The sequence below is a fragment of the Roseibium sp. LAB1 genome (genome assembly GCF_054658235.1).
In genome coordinates this window covers 265,901-279,966 of sequence record NZ_BAAGIB010000002.1, presented here as the reverse complement: position 1 = coordinate 279,966, position 14,066 = coordinate 265,901, and the positions used below count along the sequence as shown (strand labels likewise).

12 protein-coding genes are annotated in these 14,066 nt (G+C 60.5%); 5 read left to right on the top strand and 7 right to left on the bottom strand.

Annotation, left to right across the window (positions count from 1 at the left end; genetic code table 11):
* Positions 1-25: 25 nt before the first annotated feature.
* Genes ACYQ54_RS11265 through ACYQ54_RS11245 form a run of 5 tightly spaced genes read left to right on the top strand, consistent with a single transcriptional unit; the run spans position 26 to position 7,527 of the window.
* Positions 26-1,300 (top strand): 2Fe-2S iron-sulfur cluster-binding protein, encoded by a 1,275-nt coding sequence (locus tag ACYQ54_RS11265; protein ID WP_460082184.1) that lies wholly within the window; start codon positions 26-28, stop codon positions 1,298-1,300.
* A 52-nt stretch (positions 1,301-1,352) separates the two neighbouring features.
* Positions 1,353-2,372 (top strand): cytochrome c family protein, encoded by a 1,020-nt coding sequence (locus tag ACYQ54_RS11260; protein WP_460082182.1) that lies wholly within the window; start codon positions 1,353-1,355, stop codon positions 2,370-2,372.
* 12 nt (positions 2,373-2,384) lie between these two features.
* Complete coding sequence (locus ACYQ54_RS11255) at positions 2,385-4,094, top strand: 4Fe-4S dicluster domain-containing protein (RefSeq protein ID WP_460082179.1); 1,710 nt, start codon at positions 2,385-2,387, stop codon at positions 4,092-4,094.
* Positions 4,091-4,918, top strand: coding sequence for a hypothetical protein (locus ACYQ54_RS11250; RefSeq protein WP_460082177.1), 828 nt, complete (start codon positions 4,091-4,093; stop codon positions 4,916-4,918). The genes ACYQ54_RS11255 and ACYQ54_RS11250 overlap by 4 nt, the downstream gene beginning before the upstream one ends.
* A gap of 2 nt (positions 4,919-4,920) precedes the next feature.
* Positions 4,921-7,527: a cytochrome c3 family protein gene (locus ACYQ54_RS11245; RefSeq protein WP_460082175.1), complete on the top strand. Its 2,607-nt coding sequence runs from the start codon at positions 4,921-4,923 to the stop codon at positions 7,525-7,527.
* A gap of 56 nt (positions 7,528-7,583) precedes the next feature.
* On the opposite strand, the gene ACYQ54_RS11240 is transcribed toward ACYQ54_RS11245, so the two are convergent.
* From ACYQ54_RS11240 to ACYQ54_RS11210, 7 genes are all read right to left on the bottom strand, one after another.
* Positions 7,584-8,810 carry a tetratricopeptide repeat protein gene (locus ACYQ54_RS11240; RefSeq protein ID WP_460082173.1) on the bottom strand — a complete coding sequence of 409 codons (1,227 nt, stop codon included), beginning with the start codon at positions 8,808-8,810 and terminating at the stop codon, positions 7,584-7,586.
* 239 nt (positions 8,811-9,049) lie between these two features.
* Positions 9,050-9,712 (bottom strand): phosphoglycolate phosphatase, encoded by a 663-nt coding sequence (gene gph / locus ACYQ54_RS11235; RefSeq protein ID WP_460082171.1) that lies wholly within the window; start codon positions 9,710-9,712, stop codon positions 9,050-9,052.
* Positions 9,709-10,263 (bottom strand): thioredoxin family protein, encoded by a 555-nt coding sequence (locus ACYQ54_RS11230; protein WP_460082169.1) that lies wholly within the window; start codon positions 10,261-10,263, stop codon positions 9,709-9,711. Before ACYQ54_RS11230 ends, gph begins: the two co-directional genes overlap by 4 nt.
* Positions 10,264-10,456: 193 nt before the next feature.
* Positions 10,457-11,260, bottom strand: a complete 804-nt coding sequence (locus tag ACYQ54_RS11225; protein WP_460082167.1) for an ATP-binding cassette domain-containing protein — start codon at positions 11,258-11,260, stop codon at positions 10,457-10,459.
* Positions 11,257-12,135 (bottom strand): ABC transporter ATP-binding protein, encoded by an 879-nt coding sequence (locus tag ACYQ54_RS11220; protein WP_460082164.1) that lies wholly within the window; start codon positions 12,133-12,135, stop codon positions 11,257-11,259. The genes ACYQ54_RS11225 and ACYQ54_RS11220 overlap by 4 nt, the downstream gene beginning before the upstream one ends.
* A complete protein-coding gene (locus ACYQ54_RS11215) occupies positions 12,132-12,983 on the bottom strand; it encodes an ABC transporter permease (protein WP_460082163.1) in 852 nt (283 codons plus the stop codon). The genes ACYQ54_RS11220 and ACYQ54_RS11215 overlap by 4 nt, the downstream gene beginning before the upstream one ends.
* Positions 12,976-13,986, bottom strand: a complete 1,011-nt coding sequence (locus ACYQ54_RS11210) for an ABC transporter permease (RefSeq protein ID WP_460082161.1) — start codon at positions 13,984-13,986, stop codon at positions 12,976-12,978. Before ACYQ54_RS11210 ends, ACYQ54_RS11215 begins: the two co-directional genes overlap by 8 nt.
* Positions 13,987-14,066 lie beyond the last annotated feature (80 nt).

Below are 14,066 nucleotides of genomic sequence, written 5' to 3'. Positions count from 1 at the left end.
TTCTGGTCGAAAAGGCGGCTTGCGTATGATCCTGGCACTGCAAATCGGCGGTGGTGCGATCGTAGCTCTCGCCCTGTTTCAGCTCTGCCTCGGGGTCTATTCGTCGATGGCTGCCGTCCTTCGGGAAAGGCGCCTGGACGCCAGGCACCTGCAGCATTTCAACGATCTGGCGCAGGCTGCCCTGCGCAATGCCGAAGTCGACAGGCTCAAGTCCGGAACAACCTGGGCCGGCAAGCGAAAGTTCCGGATTGTCGAAAAGCGGATCGAAAACAAATGCGGCGACATCTGTTCCTTCTATCTTCAACCGCATGACGGTGGCGAATTGCCTCCATTCCTTCCGGGGCAGTTCCTGACATTCGAACTGCCGATCGCGGATCAGCCCGCGCCGGTGATCCGTTGTTATTCCCTGTCCGACAGTCCGTCCCGGCTCGACCGGTACCGGGTGACGATCAAGAAGCTGCCACCGCCGCCGGATGCCGATGAAACCGTGCCCGGCGGGCTGTCCTCGACCTATTTCCATGCCAGCCTCAAGGAAGGCGACGTTGTCGACGTCCAGGCCCCCAGGGGAGGGTTCGTGCTGGATCTCCAGTCCGAACGGCCGGTTGTCCTGATCGGTGGTGGCGTCGGGCTGACCCCGGTCCTGTCGATGCTGAAAGCGCTCGATGATGCCGGCAGTCACAGGGAAGTGCATTTCTTCCATGCCGCGCGCAGTGGCGAGGATATCGTGCTTTGCGAAGAGATCCGGGAGATCGCCGAGCGGCGGAACAATGTTCACTACCGGGTCCTCTACAGCTCGCCGACCGACAATTGCGTCGAGGGAGAGGATTACGATTGCCCGGGCTTCCTGACGGTCGATGTCCTGAAGCGGTATCTGTCGTCTTCCAACTACGAGTTTTACGTTTGCGGGCCACCGCAGATGATGTCCTCGCTGACAGAGCAACTGCGTGACTGGGGCGTGCCGGATAGCGATATCCACTTCGAAGCTTTCGGTCCGGCCTCAGTCAAAACCGTCAAGACACCTGCGAACGCACGGGATGCTTCGGAAAGCGTGCAGGTGGAATTTTCGCGCTCCGGCAAGAAAGTTTCCTGGCAGGACCAGGACGGAACGTTGCTGGATCTTGCCGAGCGCAATGGCATTCGTGTCGCTTCCGGCTGCCGCGCCGGCAACTGCGGAACCTGCGCAACAGCGCTGAAGGAAGGCGACGTGACCTATGTCACGCGGCCCGCCAGCAGCCCGGCGCAAGGATCGGTGCTCATGTGTATCGCCTGCCCGGGGGGCAATATCATTCTGGACGCCTGACGACGCGCGAGGGTGTCCATCATTTTTGGATCAAAGGATTGAGGGATTGGATATGGCTGGATTACTGAAGGGCTTGCGTCAGGCGGCGTCCTGCCTTGCCATCTGTGCGATTGGATATCTCATGCTGGCCGGACTTACGCCGGCTCTGGCCGACCCGGACATGATCGTCGGACCGAACGAATGCGCCGAATGCCACAAGAAGGAAACCTCGATCTGGCAGAACACGCATCATTTCAGCACCTTCCGGGATCTGCCCAAAAGTGAGGATGCCGAAAAGATCGCTGCCAACATGGGCGTCAAGCGGCTGAAAGCAGAGAGCCTTTGCACCAACTGTCATTTCACCATGCAGGCGGTGGGTGGCAAGGAAAAGGCGATTGCCGGAAACTCCTGCGAGTCCTGCCATGGTGCGGCCAAGGACTGGTACAAGGTGCATTCGGGTTTCAGCGGCAAGAAGGAAGGCCAGGAAACCGAGGCCGAAATTGCTGCGCGCTGGGAAAAGGCAGAGGCTGCCGGCATGATCAGGCCCAAGATGACCTACGCCCTGGCGAAAAATTGCTTCAGCTGCCACCTGGTCCCGAACGAGGAACTGGTGAATGTGGGCGGGCACACGCCCGGCAGTGCCTTTGAACTTGTCAGCTGGAGCCAGGGCGAGGTGCGTCACAACACCTGGTACAACAAAGGCAAGTCCAACCCGGAAGCTTCCATCGAACGCAAGCGGATGCTGTTCCTCGTCGGGCGTATCGTCGAGCTGGAAACGGCGCTGATCGGCGTCAGCAAGGCGACCGAGAAGAAAGACTATGCCGTGAAGATGGCCAAGCGGGCGAGCAATGCGACAAAGGTCATGGCAAGCCTTGCCAAGCTGTTGCCCGAAGCACCCGAACTGGCCGAGATCCAGGAAATCGCGAGCGGTGCCAAACTAAAGCTGAACAACCAGGATGAACTGACCGATGCTGCGGCAAAGATCTCCGTCCTCGGCCTCAAGTTTGCTGACAATTATGATGGGACAGCATTCGCAGCCGTCGACAAGTACATTCCGGGCGCCGACAAGTTCAAGGGACCCGTGACGCAGTAGGGAGCCGGAGGGTTGGATCAGGAGCTTCGCGACGAGCGGAACCGGCGCTGGGACGAGCCGTTCGGCAAGGAACCGCTGGACCGGGAAACGGTGGACCGTGTCCTGGCCATGCCGGCGTTTGCGGATGTCAATCCGGGCGACTTTCCCGCATGGTTGCCCGTCGCAAGCGTCATCGCCAATGACGGCCGGATCCGAACCTATCAGAAAGGGGAAACCGTTCTTCGCAAGGGCGACTACGGCAGCTCGCTGTTCGTCATCCTGTCTGGGGCCGTGTTCGGCTTGACCGCGTCTGCGCCAACTCCAGGTTCAGGCCGGAAACAGCAGAAATCCTGGCACCGGTCCCTTGCCCAACTGTTTGCGCGCAGACGCCCGCCGGAGTATCGACCTGCGCGGCGGCGGTCTCGCAGACCCTCGACCGGAACCTCTTCTGGCGGAGACACAGCGAGGGCAAATGCGGTGGAAACCGCGCTTCGTGTGGACGCTGACGATCTGCTCGCGAAACACGAGACTTTCCTGCTCGAAGCCCCGCAGATGTTCGGCGAGCTGGCTGCGCTGACCCGCAGCCCAAGGCGTGCGACCATCTACGCACTGGAGGACGACACCGTCCTGTTTGAACTCCGCTGGCAGGGGTTGAGGGAAATTCGCGACTGGTCGGATGGCTTCCGTAAGAAGATCGACCAGCTCTATCACGAGCGTGGTTTGCTGACCCGTTTGCAGGAGTGTCCGGTCTTTGCCCATGTCGACAGTGCTGCGCTGGCGGAAATCGCAGAAGAGGCCCTGTTCGAGACCTATGGCAATTTCAACTGGACCCACCGGTTCAAGACCGAGATATCCAAGGAAGACGGCGCACAGCACATCATTCAGCAGGAGCCGGTGATCTGCGAACAAGGCAGCCATGTCGATGGATTGTTGCTGATCAACAGCGGCTTTGCCCGCGTCAGCGAACGGATCGATCATGGCGACAGGACCATTGGTCATCTGTCGAAGAACGACGTTTTCGGCCTGGACGCGATCGCGGCGTTTACGCGAGACAAGGTTTCGCCCGTTCTGGACACCAGCCTGCGTGCGATCGGCTATGTCGACGTCATCCGAATTCCAACGCATCTGGTCCAGAAGTACGTTCTTCCCGGGCTCGACCCTTCCTTTCTGCAGCAGGGCAGGCCGGACGATCGTGATGGATCGCGCGGTGAGTTGCGCCAGGGAATGATGGACTTTCTCGTTGATCACCGTTTCATCAACGGCGAGGAAGCCATGCTGATCAATCTGGAGCGTTGCGTCGGCTGCGACGACTGCGTGCGCGCCTGTGCGACCGCCCACGACAACAACCCACGTTTCGTGCGCCAGGGCAGCCGGTTCGAAAACGCGATGATCGCCAGCGCCTGCATGCACTGCACCGACCCGGTCTGCCTGATCGGCTGTCCGACCGGCGCCATTCACCGGGCTGAGGACAGCGGTACGGTGGTGATTGACGACAACACCTGCATCGGCTGCGCGACGTGTGCCAATTCCTGCCCTTACAGTAATATCCGAATGGTCGAGATCCGCGACGAGAACGGCCATTTCGTGACGGACCGCGAGGGGCACCCCATCAGCCGGGCAACCAAATGCGACCTGTGCGCCGATCAGTTGACAGGTCCCGCCTGCGTCCAGTCCTGTCCGCATGACGCGCTTGCGCGAGTCAACATGCGCGATACCGAAAGATTGCTGGAGTGGCTGAAATGAGTTGGCTCCTCAATCGCAACATCCTCCTGAAGCTCGGCGCGGCAGCGGTACTGCTTGCGGCGTTCATGACCGTAAACCAGGCCTACAGGATTTCTTTGCGCGACAGCCAGTTTTTCAACGGCTGGTTTCTGGTTGCGGTCATGGCCGCCATGCTGTTGCTGACCTTGCGCAAGCAGTTGAGCACGTTGCCGCTCGGGCGGGTCCGGCATTGGCTGCAGGTGCATTACTATCTCGGGTTCCTGACCATTGGCGTCTTTCTGGTGCACACGCATCTGCGGTTCCCGAATGCGCCACTGGAATGGCTTTTGTGGCTGCTTTTTGTGCTGGTGTCGGCAAGTGGCTGCGTTGGCGGCATTTTGTCCCGTGTCATCCCCGTGCGGCTGGAAGGGCGCGGCGACCGTGTTCTGTTTGAGCGCATCCCCGTGCTGCGGGCGCAGATTGCGGAAGAGGCCGAAGCCCTGGCATTGGCCTCGCTGGAAGACGGCGCATCTGTCAGCCTTGCCAATGTCTATCAGCGCGAACTCGGGCGGTTCTTTGCGCGGCCCCGGTACGTGTTCGCCCATCTGCGCCAGTCGAGCCTGCCAATCTCGCGGATCATGGGTGAGTTGCAATCCATTGAGCGGTATCTGGACGGCAAGGGCAAGGAGCGCCTGGAGCGGATGCGACAGCTGGTGCGTGCCAAGAATGACCTTGATTTCCAATATGCCAACGGTGGGCTTCTGAAGCTCTGGCTGTTCCTGCATGTGCCGCCGACCTACGCCCTCATCGTGGCGATCCTGGCGCATGTCGTCGTTGCCTATGCCTTTTCAAGCGGAATTGCCTGACCATGAGCCTGTTGCGCAGAATTGGTGTTCAGGAACGCCGCTACGAACGGCCGCAGGACGACTGGGTGTGCGGTCATTTGGCTGACGGGTGCCCGTGCCGTCAGGGACCGGACCGGAAAGGCAATTGCAGGGCAGGGCCTGTCTGCCAGCCAGTGCAGGACGATGACCGCTGGATCTGCCGTCGCTCCAGCCAGGAAGGCGGGCCGTGCGACAGTGGCCCGTTGCCTGACGGAAGCTGCTGCCAGACCCAGGAGCCATGCGTACCCAAGCCAAGCTTGCGCAAGCGCAGGCGGCGGGCGGCGGTTTGGCTTACCGCGCTGACAGCCGGGCTTGTGGCGATCATCCTGTCGGGTGGGGCGGCAAAGGATTATCTGATGCCGGGCCGGCTTGCGGCCCAGCACGCGAACCTGACCGATTGCCAGTCCTGCCATGCCGACGCACGTCCACAGGGCCTCGGCTGGCTGCATGGTCTTGCCGCAACGGCTGCAGGTCCGAAACAGACGGCAACCCTGTGCACAACCTGCCATGACGTCGGTCCTCAACCGTTCACTGCACACACGACTCCGGTAGAGCAACTCCGACAGATGACGCTTGCCCATGAAGCTAAAGGACGGGCCGGGCGTGACGAGAGCTGGACAAACCGCATCAAGTTCTCAATTCCAAGGGCAGGGGAAGCGCCGGATGCAGCAGGATCGGGATCGCCGGCGATTTATTGCGCGACCTGTCACCAGGAGCACCAGGGAAGCCTGGGCAAGCTGACCGACGTTTCAAACGACAGGTGCCAGACCTGCCATGTCGAAAAGTTCGGGCGCTTTGAAGACAGCCATCCGCAGTTCACCGGTTATCCCTTCTTTTTGCGGACCGGCATTATCTTCGATCACAAGTCGCATTTCGGAAAGCACTTCCCCGATACCACTGAAAAACCGGGTGGAACCGGCAAGGCTCCGGCGATGTGCGAGACGTGTCACGAGCCCGGGAGCGGTGGTCGCTACATGGCGGTGCGCGACTTCGAAGGCATGTGCGCCTCTTGCCACAGTGGCGATCTCCTTGGTCAGACCATCGTGAGCGGACCGAAAGGCACGAACTTCCTTTCCGTTCCGGGCCTGGACATGGAAACCCTGATCGAACGGGGGATCGACATCGGGGCGTGGCCGGAATCCTCCGAGGCAGGAATTACCCCCTTCATGAGAGCTCTTCTGGCCTTGGTGCTGGATGGCCGGGATATTGCCGGAGAGGTGTCGGATCTGGATCTTCTGGATCTGCGAAGCGCCGATGAAGACGATCTGGCAAAGGTTCAAACACTGGCCTGGGCGGTCAAGCAGTTGCTGGCGAACATCGAACGTGATGGTCTTCCTGCCGCGATGGGGGCCGAAGCGAGTGACAGCGAAACCATGACAGATCACAGGCAAATGGCCCTGATGGTCGGCGTCATGCCGCATGACGTGATTGCGACCGCCAATCGGGAATGGTTGCCGGAACTTTCCCAGGACCTTGCCCACCACGCTGATGGAGTGCCAACCCGTGCGTTCGAAGACGCCCGGCAGGAACTTGAAAAGAGCAAGGCTGCGGAGGCCGGGGAGGCTTCTCCCCCAACCTCGGGACAGGTGGCAACCGATATTCTGACCGGGACGGATGATGGCGATGATGACGGCGGTCTCATCCTTGGTGGGGGAGCGGATGGGGGTGGTGAACTGGCTTCAGACGACTTGTTGCTGGCACCTGCAGGTGCCGATGAAGCTGCGCCCGGCGATGATATTCTCGCTTCGGAAGACACGGTAGCCGGAGACGACATACCGCTTGATAGTGCGACTGATACCGATCTGTCGGAAGGCCTGGACATTCTGGCGGATGAGGGCACATCAAGTGGCACCGACGGAGACCTGCTCCTGGGCCAACCTGCGGGGGCCGAGGACATACTCGCGGGTGATGACATACTCGCCGGTGAGGACACCCTTGCTGCAGACGAAGACGGCACTGACCTGTTGAGCGATGCAGCGGCAGATGCCTCTGCTTCAACAGACGGTTCCGTTGCGCCCCCCTCGGAACAGCCGTTCGATCCGGAAAGCTGGGCTCTTTACGGCGGCTGGTACCGGCAGGATCACACGATCAGGTATCGGCCGACGGGGCACGAAGATCCGTTCCTGAAAACATGGCTGGACTATTCGGGCCATGCGGCGACGGAACAGGAAAAGGCCTTGCGGGATCCCGTTTTTGCGTCACTCAGCGACCCGGGAGCAGTCGGACGCTGCACCAAGTGTCACAGCGTGGACACGGCTGGCGTCGAAAAATCCGTGCGATGGCAACCATTCGATCCGGCGCAGGTGACGACACGGTTCACACGGTTTTCTCACGACCCGCACATCAGTGCGGTCGGCACGGAAGGATGCGTGACCTGCCATGCGCTGACGACGGGTGCAGATACCTATCTGAAGACCTATGAGCAGGGTGACCCTGCGGTCCATGCGCCGAATTTCACCCCCATCGACAAGGCAACCTGTGCCACCTGCCACACGGAGCGGGCGGCAGGCGAAGAATGTACACTCTGTCACCAGTACCACACGGGTGGGTTCAGTCTTCCGCTGGTTCGCACCGAGGTTCCGAAGGAATAAAGGGATGCCCGGTTGAATTGCCGGTCAGGTGCAGTCGTTACTTGTCAGGTCGGTCGTCAGTCGAAAACGATGGCATATTTGCCGCGTCCCAGGCCGGCGTCGAGAGAGACGGACTTCAGGTAGTCTTCTTTCGCCTGGTCACGCCGTCCCAACTGCAGTCTCAGGTTCGCCCGGCTGTAATAGGCCTTGGCAAAACCGTTGCTGTGCGCAATTGCGGCGTTGAAGTCGTCTTCCGCCTTGTTCAGATGCCCGGCTGCTAGATGCGCCTTGCCGCGGTTGTAAAGGGCGAGAGGATGGTTGGCGACAAGCTTCAGGACCGCGTTGTAATCCGCAATTGCCGCTGCATATTCTTCCAATTGCGCCTGAGCGAAAGCGCGGTTGAAACGGGCGGCGGCATAGTTGGTATTGATCGCGAGCGCCTTGTCGTAGTCGGCAATCGCTTCCCGGAAGAAACCGAGCTTGCGCCTGGCAAATCCGCGATTGTTATAGGCCGCTGCATATCCCGGCCGCATCTTCAGCGCGACATCGTAATTGGCGATGGCAGCGCCATAGTCGCCCATCATGCGGTAGACAAGCCCTCTGTTGTTATAGGCTTCCGGAAACTCCGGCCGCAGCCGGATGGCGACGGTGTAGCGCAGCAGTGCGGCTGAATAGTCCTTCGACTTTGCCAGCGACAGACCCCGGTTGTAATAGGTATTGGCGAGCCGGCGTTGCAAAGGCGCTTCGATCAGGCGGAAGTCCTGACAGGCTGTCTGAAAATCCTGCGTCTGGTCGAGGGTGAAATCGACCTCGGGGCCCTTGCCTTTTTTCCAGTCGGATGCCTTGTGCCCGGTGATCGAATAAACATAATTGCGAGTTTCATCAGGCAGTCGCCCGCCACCGCGTCGCCAGCTGTCGACCCGGTCTTCCCCCGCATTATAGGCCGCAGCCGCCAGACCGACGTTGCCGTAGCCCTTCAACAGGTAGCCCAGCAGGCGGGAAGAGGCTTCGATAGCCTCGACCGGTTCGAATGCGTTTTCCAGGCCCCAGTTGGCGGCCGTATAGGGCATGAACTGGGCGATGCCTTCCGCTCCGGCCGGGCTGATCGCATTCGGATCAAAGCGGCTTTCCTTCCAGATCAGCTTGGCGAAGAAGCCGGGCGGAAGGCCCTGCTTTTTCGCCGCCGCCTCGATGGTGCTGCACATCTGCTGGAGGAAGGCTGTTTCATCCCCGATCGTGTAAAATGGTCCATGTTCCTTGCGCGCCTTCAAGGTAGCCGCCTTTGCAGCGAGAACCGGCGCCATGATGACCGCGCCGGCGGGCTCTTCGGCAGAGACTGGTCTCAAGCCGGAAAGGCAAGCTGTGCCGGCAATCGCTAGGATGAGGAACTGTCGAATAGCCTTGGACACCGCAGGTTCGTCAATCGGGTGAAAGGGAAACGAAATACACGGAAACAACCATAGCCGCCTTGGCAGACCAGCTCAATGTCGGCGCTGTGCCCGTGACCGGGCCACGACCTCGTCAAGGAAATTGAAAGCGGGACTCAGGCCGTGGCTGACAGCAGGCTTTCGGCAAGTCCCGGAAGGTCCTTGAAACTGGAAAACACCACCGTATGCGGGATCTCGGAAACCGGCCGTTTGCGGTAACCTTCGCTGAACAGCGCGAAGGGCATGCCGGCATTGACGGCGGTTTCGGCGTCGACCTCGCTGTCGCCGACATAGACGACCGGCCCACCACCGAGGGACGACTGCAGATAGTGCAGGCCTGTGGGATCGGGTTTGCGGGCGGTCAGACTGTCGCCGCCAACCAGCCCGTCGAAGAAATGCGACAAACCCAGGTCCTCGACAATCTTTTCGGCAGGCCGTTGTGGCTTGTTGGTACAGATTGCGAGCGTGTATCCGGTCTGTTGCAAGAGAGCGAGTGTGACTTCAACGTCTGGGTAGGGGGCTGTCAGGTCGGTCGCATGGGCCTGGTAGTCCTCCAGGAAACTCGAGATCAGACGGGTGCGATCCCTGGACTGCAGGTCGGTGGCATCGATGATGCGATCGACCAGCGTCGGTATGCCATTGCCGATGAAGGAGCGGATGGTCTCAAGCGGCAATGCAGACAGGCCTTCGCCTTGCAGCAGGCGGCTTGCTGCTGCGTGCAGATCCTGGGCGCTGTCGATAAGCGTTCCGTCGAGGTCGAAAATCAGGATCGGTTTCATGCAGCCTTCCATTTGATGGAGCATCCCATGGACGGGATCTGGTCTTCCGGTCCCTTGCCCGTTTCCGCCACTTGCCGCATGGCTTCGAACAGGTCGCGCCGAAGGTCCGCGGGGCCGGTTTCCCGGCGCGACGCATCAAGTCGTCCGCGGTATTGCAGTTCCAGCGCCGAATTGAAGCCGAAGAAATCCGGTGTGCAGACAGCGTCATAGGCGCGGGCAACAGACTGGTCTTCGTCGTAAAGATAGGGGAAGGAGAAGTTTTCCCGGTTGGCCAGTTCGGTCATTTTTTCAAAACTGTCTTCAGGATAGCTTTCAACGTCATTGGCACTGATCGCGGCAACGCCGATGCCGAGCGCCTGAAGATCACGCGCATCACGCAGGATCCTGTCACGGACGGCAACCACATAGGGACAATGGTTGCAGATGAACATGATCAAGGTGCCCTTGGGGCCGGCAATGTCTGACAGCTTGTAGATTTTGCCATCGGTTGCAGGCAATTCGAAATCGGGGGCTTTCCAGCCGAAATCGCAAACAGGCGGAATGGCAGCCATCGTGTCGTCTCCCCTTGGAATGATGCGCTATCTCAAAAGGATAGAGTAGGTCACCCCTGTGTAGAATTGAAGAGACCGTGCGGACGAATTTGGACCTTGGGAAATAGGCAAGGCCTCTGCTGACCTGTTGGGAATAAAGATGCCCGACAGGCGATAGACGACAGGTTTTCGGCGCTGCCGCCGGGACGCTGCGTCAGAACCAGGCTTGCTCAGGATCAGGCAGGGGAATCGCGTCGAGCAGGGTGCGTGTGTAGTCCGCCTTTGGATTGGCAAAGAGCTCCGCAGTTTCGGAGTTCTCGACAATCTCGCCCTTGTAAAGCACCAGGATGCGGGTACACAGCCGCCGGATGACTGATAGGTCGTGGCTGATGAAGGCGAGCGTCAGACCAAGGTCCTTGACGAGGCCTTCGAGCAGGTTCAGCACCTGAGCCTGAGACGACACATCCAGGCCGGACACGATCTCGTCCGCCAGGATGAAATCTGGCTTGAGGGCAATTGCCCGTGCAATGCCGACCCGCTGGCGCTGTCCGCCGGAAAGCTCGTGTGGATACCGCGTGGCGAAATGCCGGGGCAGGCCGACCATGTCGAGAGCTTCATCGACACGGCCCTTGATGTTGTCGAGCCCTTGAAGTCGCAGCGGCCCGGCGATGATCCCGCCGACCCGCCGACGCGGATTGAGCGACGACATCGGGTCCTGAAAGATCATCTGGAAGCGCCGGCGCAAGGGCCGCAGGCTGTCCTCATGGAGATGGGTGATGTCGGTACCTTCGAACCGGATTGCTCCGCTGTCGGGTTCTATCAGGCGGATCAGAGCCCTGCCGAGCGTGGATTTGCCGGAGCCGGAACCTCCGACGATGCCGAGGACTTCGCCTTTGGGAATATCGAAAGAGAGCCCCTTCAGAACGTCGATGCGCGGTGCCGCACCCAGAAGCGGCTTGCGGGACATGTCCGGAAAGGACACGCGCAGGTCTTTCAGCTCGTAGATCGTCTCGCTCATGGCCGGGATCCCGCCGTCAATTGATCGTCAAACGCAGCCACTTCGGCTTCCACCGCTGTAATCACACTCTCGGGCACCGGCGTCAGCGATCCATTCGGATCGGTGTATTTCGGTGTTGCCGCAAGCAGGGCCTTTGAATAGGCATGAGAGGGTGCGGCAAAGAAATTCTCGACGGAGGTTTCCTCGATCACCTTGCCCGCATAGAGCACCGTCATGGACTGGGCGATCTTCGAGACGACACCCAGGTCGTGGGTGACGAACAGCAACGCTGTACCGTGGCGCTGTTGCATTTCGCGGATCAGCTTGAGAATCTGCTTCTGTACGGTCACGTCGAGCGCTGTCGTCGGCTCGTCAGCGATGATCAGCTTCGGTTCCGCCGCAAAGGCGGAGGCGATCAGGATGCGCTGGCGCATGCCGCCGGAAAGTTCGTGCGGATAGGCCTTCATCACCCGGTCGGGCGATTGAATGTGCACTTCCTCCAGCAACTCCAGGGCCCGCTTTTCCGCCTCCGGTCGCTTCCAGCCGAGAATATCGACCAGCCTGTCGGTGATCTGCGGCCCGACGCGCCGGGACGGGTTGAGCGCGGTGAGCGGATCCTGTGGAATAAGGGCCGCCCTTGCGCCGATCCTCTGACGCCGTGCTTTCGGTGAAAGGGTTTGCAGATCCTCGCCATCCAGCAGGATCTTGCCCCCCGTCAGCCTTGCCGCCTTGGGCAGAATGCCGAGAACAGCCTTGCCGATCATGCTCTTGCCGGCGCCACTTTCTCCGACAAGGGCACGCACTTCACCGGGTGCCACGTCAAGCGAGACATGCCGAAGCAGCGGCACGCCGTTCTTCAGCTGGACCGTCAGGTCCTGAATGGACAGAAAGCTCATCGCAGCACCGGATCGAAATGGTCCTTCAGGCCTTCGCCGAGCTGGGAAAAGCTCAGCACCGTCAGGAAAAGCGCGAATAGAGGAAACACCAGAACCCACCACGCCTGATAGATCGAGGTCCGACCTTCGGCGATCATGCCGCCCCAGGTCGGCTGGTCGGTGGAAATGGACAGGTTGACGAAGGACAGGATCGCTTCGACGATCACCGCGATGCCCATTTCCAGCGTCAGCAGAGCAACAATGGTTGGCAGCACGTTCGGCAGGATCTCGGTCAGGGCTGTGCCGAACCGGGTGCGGCCGGCAACTTGCGCCGAGGCGACATAGTCCATCGCACCCTGGCCCATCGCCTCCGCCCTGACGACGCGGGCAAAGCGGGTCCAGTCGATGACGACAATGGCGATGATGACCGACATCAACCCGGTGCCGAGCACGGCGATCAGCAGGATCGCGAACAGAACCGGTGGGAAGGCCATCCAGATATCGATGAAGCGCGAGATCACCAGATCTGCCCAGCCACGATAGTAACCTGCGATCAGGCCGAGGGTCGCCCCGATGAGGCAGGTGAGCGTTCCGGCGACCAGCGCAACAATCAGCGCCAGCCTTGCGCCATAAAGCATGCGGCTGAGCACGTCGCGGCCGAGGCTGTCGGTCCCCAGGAGATAGGCCGGGTCGGCGCCCTGTTCGAAGAAGGGCGGCAGGCGTCCGGCAAAGAGGTCCTGCGCCAGCGGGTCGTGCGGGCTTATCAAGGGCGCGAAGACAGCTGCCAGCACCAGAAAGGTGAGCCAGCCACCGCTGAGCCAGAGCCGCAGGCCGGGCATGCGGCGGATATGTCCACGGGCGTCACGCATGGCGAAGCCTCGGGTTCAGGGCGGCATAGGCCATGTCCACCACCAGATTGACCATTGTGAAGAGCAGAGCGAAGATCAGGACAATGCCCTGGATCAGCGGCAGATCGCGGTTGATCACCGCGTCGATCGCCATGTTGCCGAGACCTTCATAGGAAAACAGACGTTCGATGATGACCGTGCCGCCGATGAGGAAGGTGAACTGGACGCCTATCAGCGTAAGTGTCGGCAGGATCGCATTCGGCAGGGCATCGCGCAGGATGATCGAGCTCTCCGAATAGCCCTTTGTCCGGGCCAGGGTGATGTAGTCGTCGTGCATGCATTCCTTCAGGGACTGCTTGAGGAGCTGCAGGATGATGGCTGCCAGCGGGATCGCCAGTGCAAGCGCTGGCATCAGCATGTGCCCCATGAGATCCAGCACCACGTCGAACCGGAACCGGGCGAGCGCTTCGAAAAGATAGAAGTTGGAGCTGAACTCGAACCCGAGCGACGGAGAGATCCGGCCGGAAATGTGAAACAGTGGCCACAGGACACCGAACAGCAGGATCAGCGCCAACCCCCAAAGGAAATCGGGCAGGGACAGCGCAATGCCGCCTGCAACGTCGATCCCTCCCTCCACCTTGGAGCCGCGGTAAAGCGTTGCGGTGAGCGCGGCTGCACCGCCGATGAAAACGGCGATCAGCAGCGCCATGACCGAGAGTTCGAGCGTGGCTGGAAGTCGGCCGATCACCAGGTCGTAGACCGGCTGGCGCAGGGTGATTGACGTGCCGAAGTCGCCCTGGACCACATTGGAGATCCAGATCACGAATTGTTCGAAAATACTCTTGTCGAGCCCGTAGAGCGCTTTCAGCCGGTCAATATCGGCATCGGTCGCCCCCGGAGGCAGCATCATGGCAATGGGGTTGCCTGGAACAACACGGATGACCACGAACACGATGATCGCGGCCCCGAACAGGGTAATGAGCGTTGTGATGAGGCGCGTCAGCAGCGCGCGCACGATTTGCATGACGGTATTTGGCCTAAAAATCGGAAAAAGTCGCCGCAACACCCTGGGAGCAAGCTTTTGAGGGTGTTGCGGCGAAGGCG

What these genes read in the sequence shown, in the direction of transcription:
- ACYQ54_RS11220 (WP_460082164.1), bottom strand. Translation starts at nt 12,135, where the DNA reads ATGAGCTTTCTGTCCATTCAGGACCTGACGGTCCAGCTGAAGAACGGC.
- ACYQ54_RS11260 (WP_460082182.1), top strand. Translation starts at nt 1,353, where the DNA reads ATGGCTGGATTACTGAAGGGCTTGCGTCAGGCGGCGTCCTGCCTTGCC.
- ACYQ54_RS11225 (WP_460082167.1), bottom strand. Translation starts at nt 11,260, where the DNA reads ATGAGCGAGACGATCTACGAGCTGAAAGACCTGCGCGTGTCCTTTCCG.
- ACYQ54_RS11265 (WP_460082184.1), top strand. Translation starts at nt 26, where the DNA reads ATGATCCTGGCACTGCAAATCGGCGGTGGTGCGATCGTAGCTCTCGCC.
- ACYQ54_RS11215 (WP_460082163.1), bottom strand. Translation starts at nt 12,983, where the DNA reads ATGCGTGACGCCCGTGGACATATCCGCCGCATGCCCGGCCTGCGGCTC.
- ACYQ54_RS11250 (WP_460082177.1), top strand. Translation starts at nt 4,091, where the DNA reads ATGAGTTGGCTCCTCAATCGCAACATCCTCCTGAAGCTCGGCGCGGCA.
- ACYQ54_RS11230 (WP_460082169.1), bottom strand. Translation starts at nt 10,263, where the DNA reads ATGGCTGCCATTCCGCCTGTTTGCGATTTCGGCTGGAAAGCCCCCGAT.
- ACYQ54_RS11210 (WP_460082161.1), bottom strand. Translation starts at nt 13,986, where the DNA reads ATGCAAATCGTGCGCGCGCTGCTGACGCGCCTCATCACAACGCTCATT.
- gph (WP_460082171.1), bottom strand. Translation starts at nt 9,712, where the DNA reads ATGAAACCGATCCTGATTTTCGACCTCGACGGAACGCTTATCGACAGC.
- ACYQ54_RS11245 (WP_460082175.1), top strand. Translation starts at nt 4,921, where the DNA reads ATGAGCCTGTTGCGCAGAATTGGTGTTCAGGAACGCCGCTACGAACGG.
- ACYQ54_RS11240 (WP_460082173.1), bottom strand. Translation starts at nt 8,810, where the DNA reads ATGGCGCCGGTTCTCGCTGCAAAGGCGGCTACCTTGAAGGCGCGCAAG.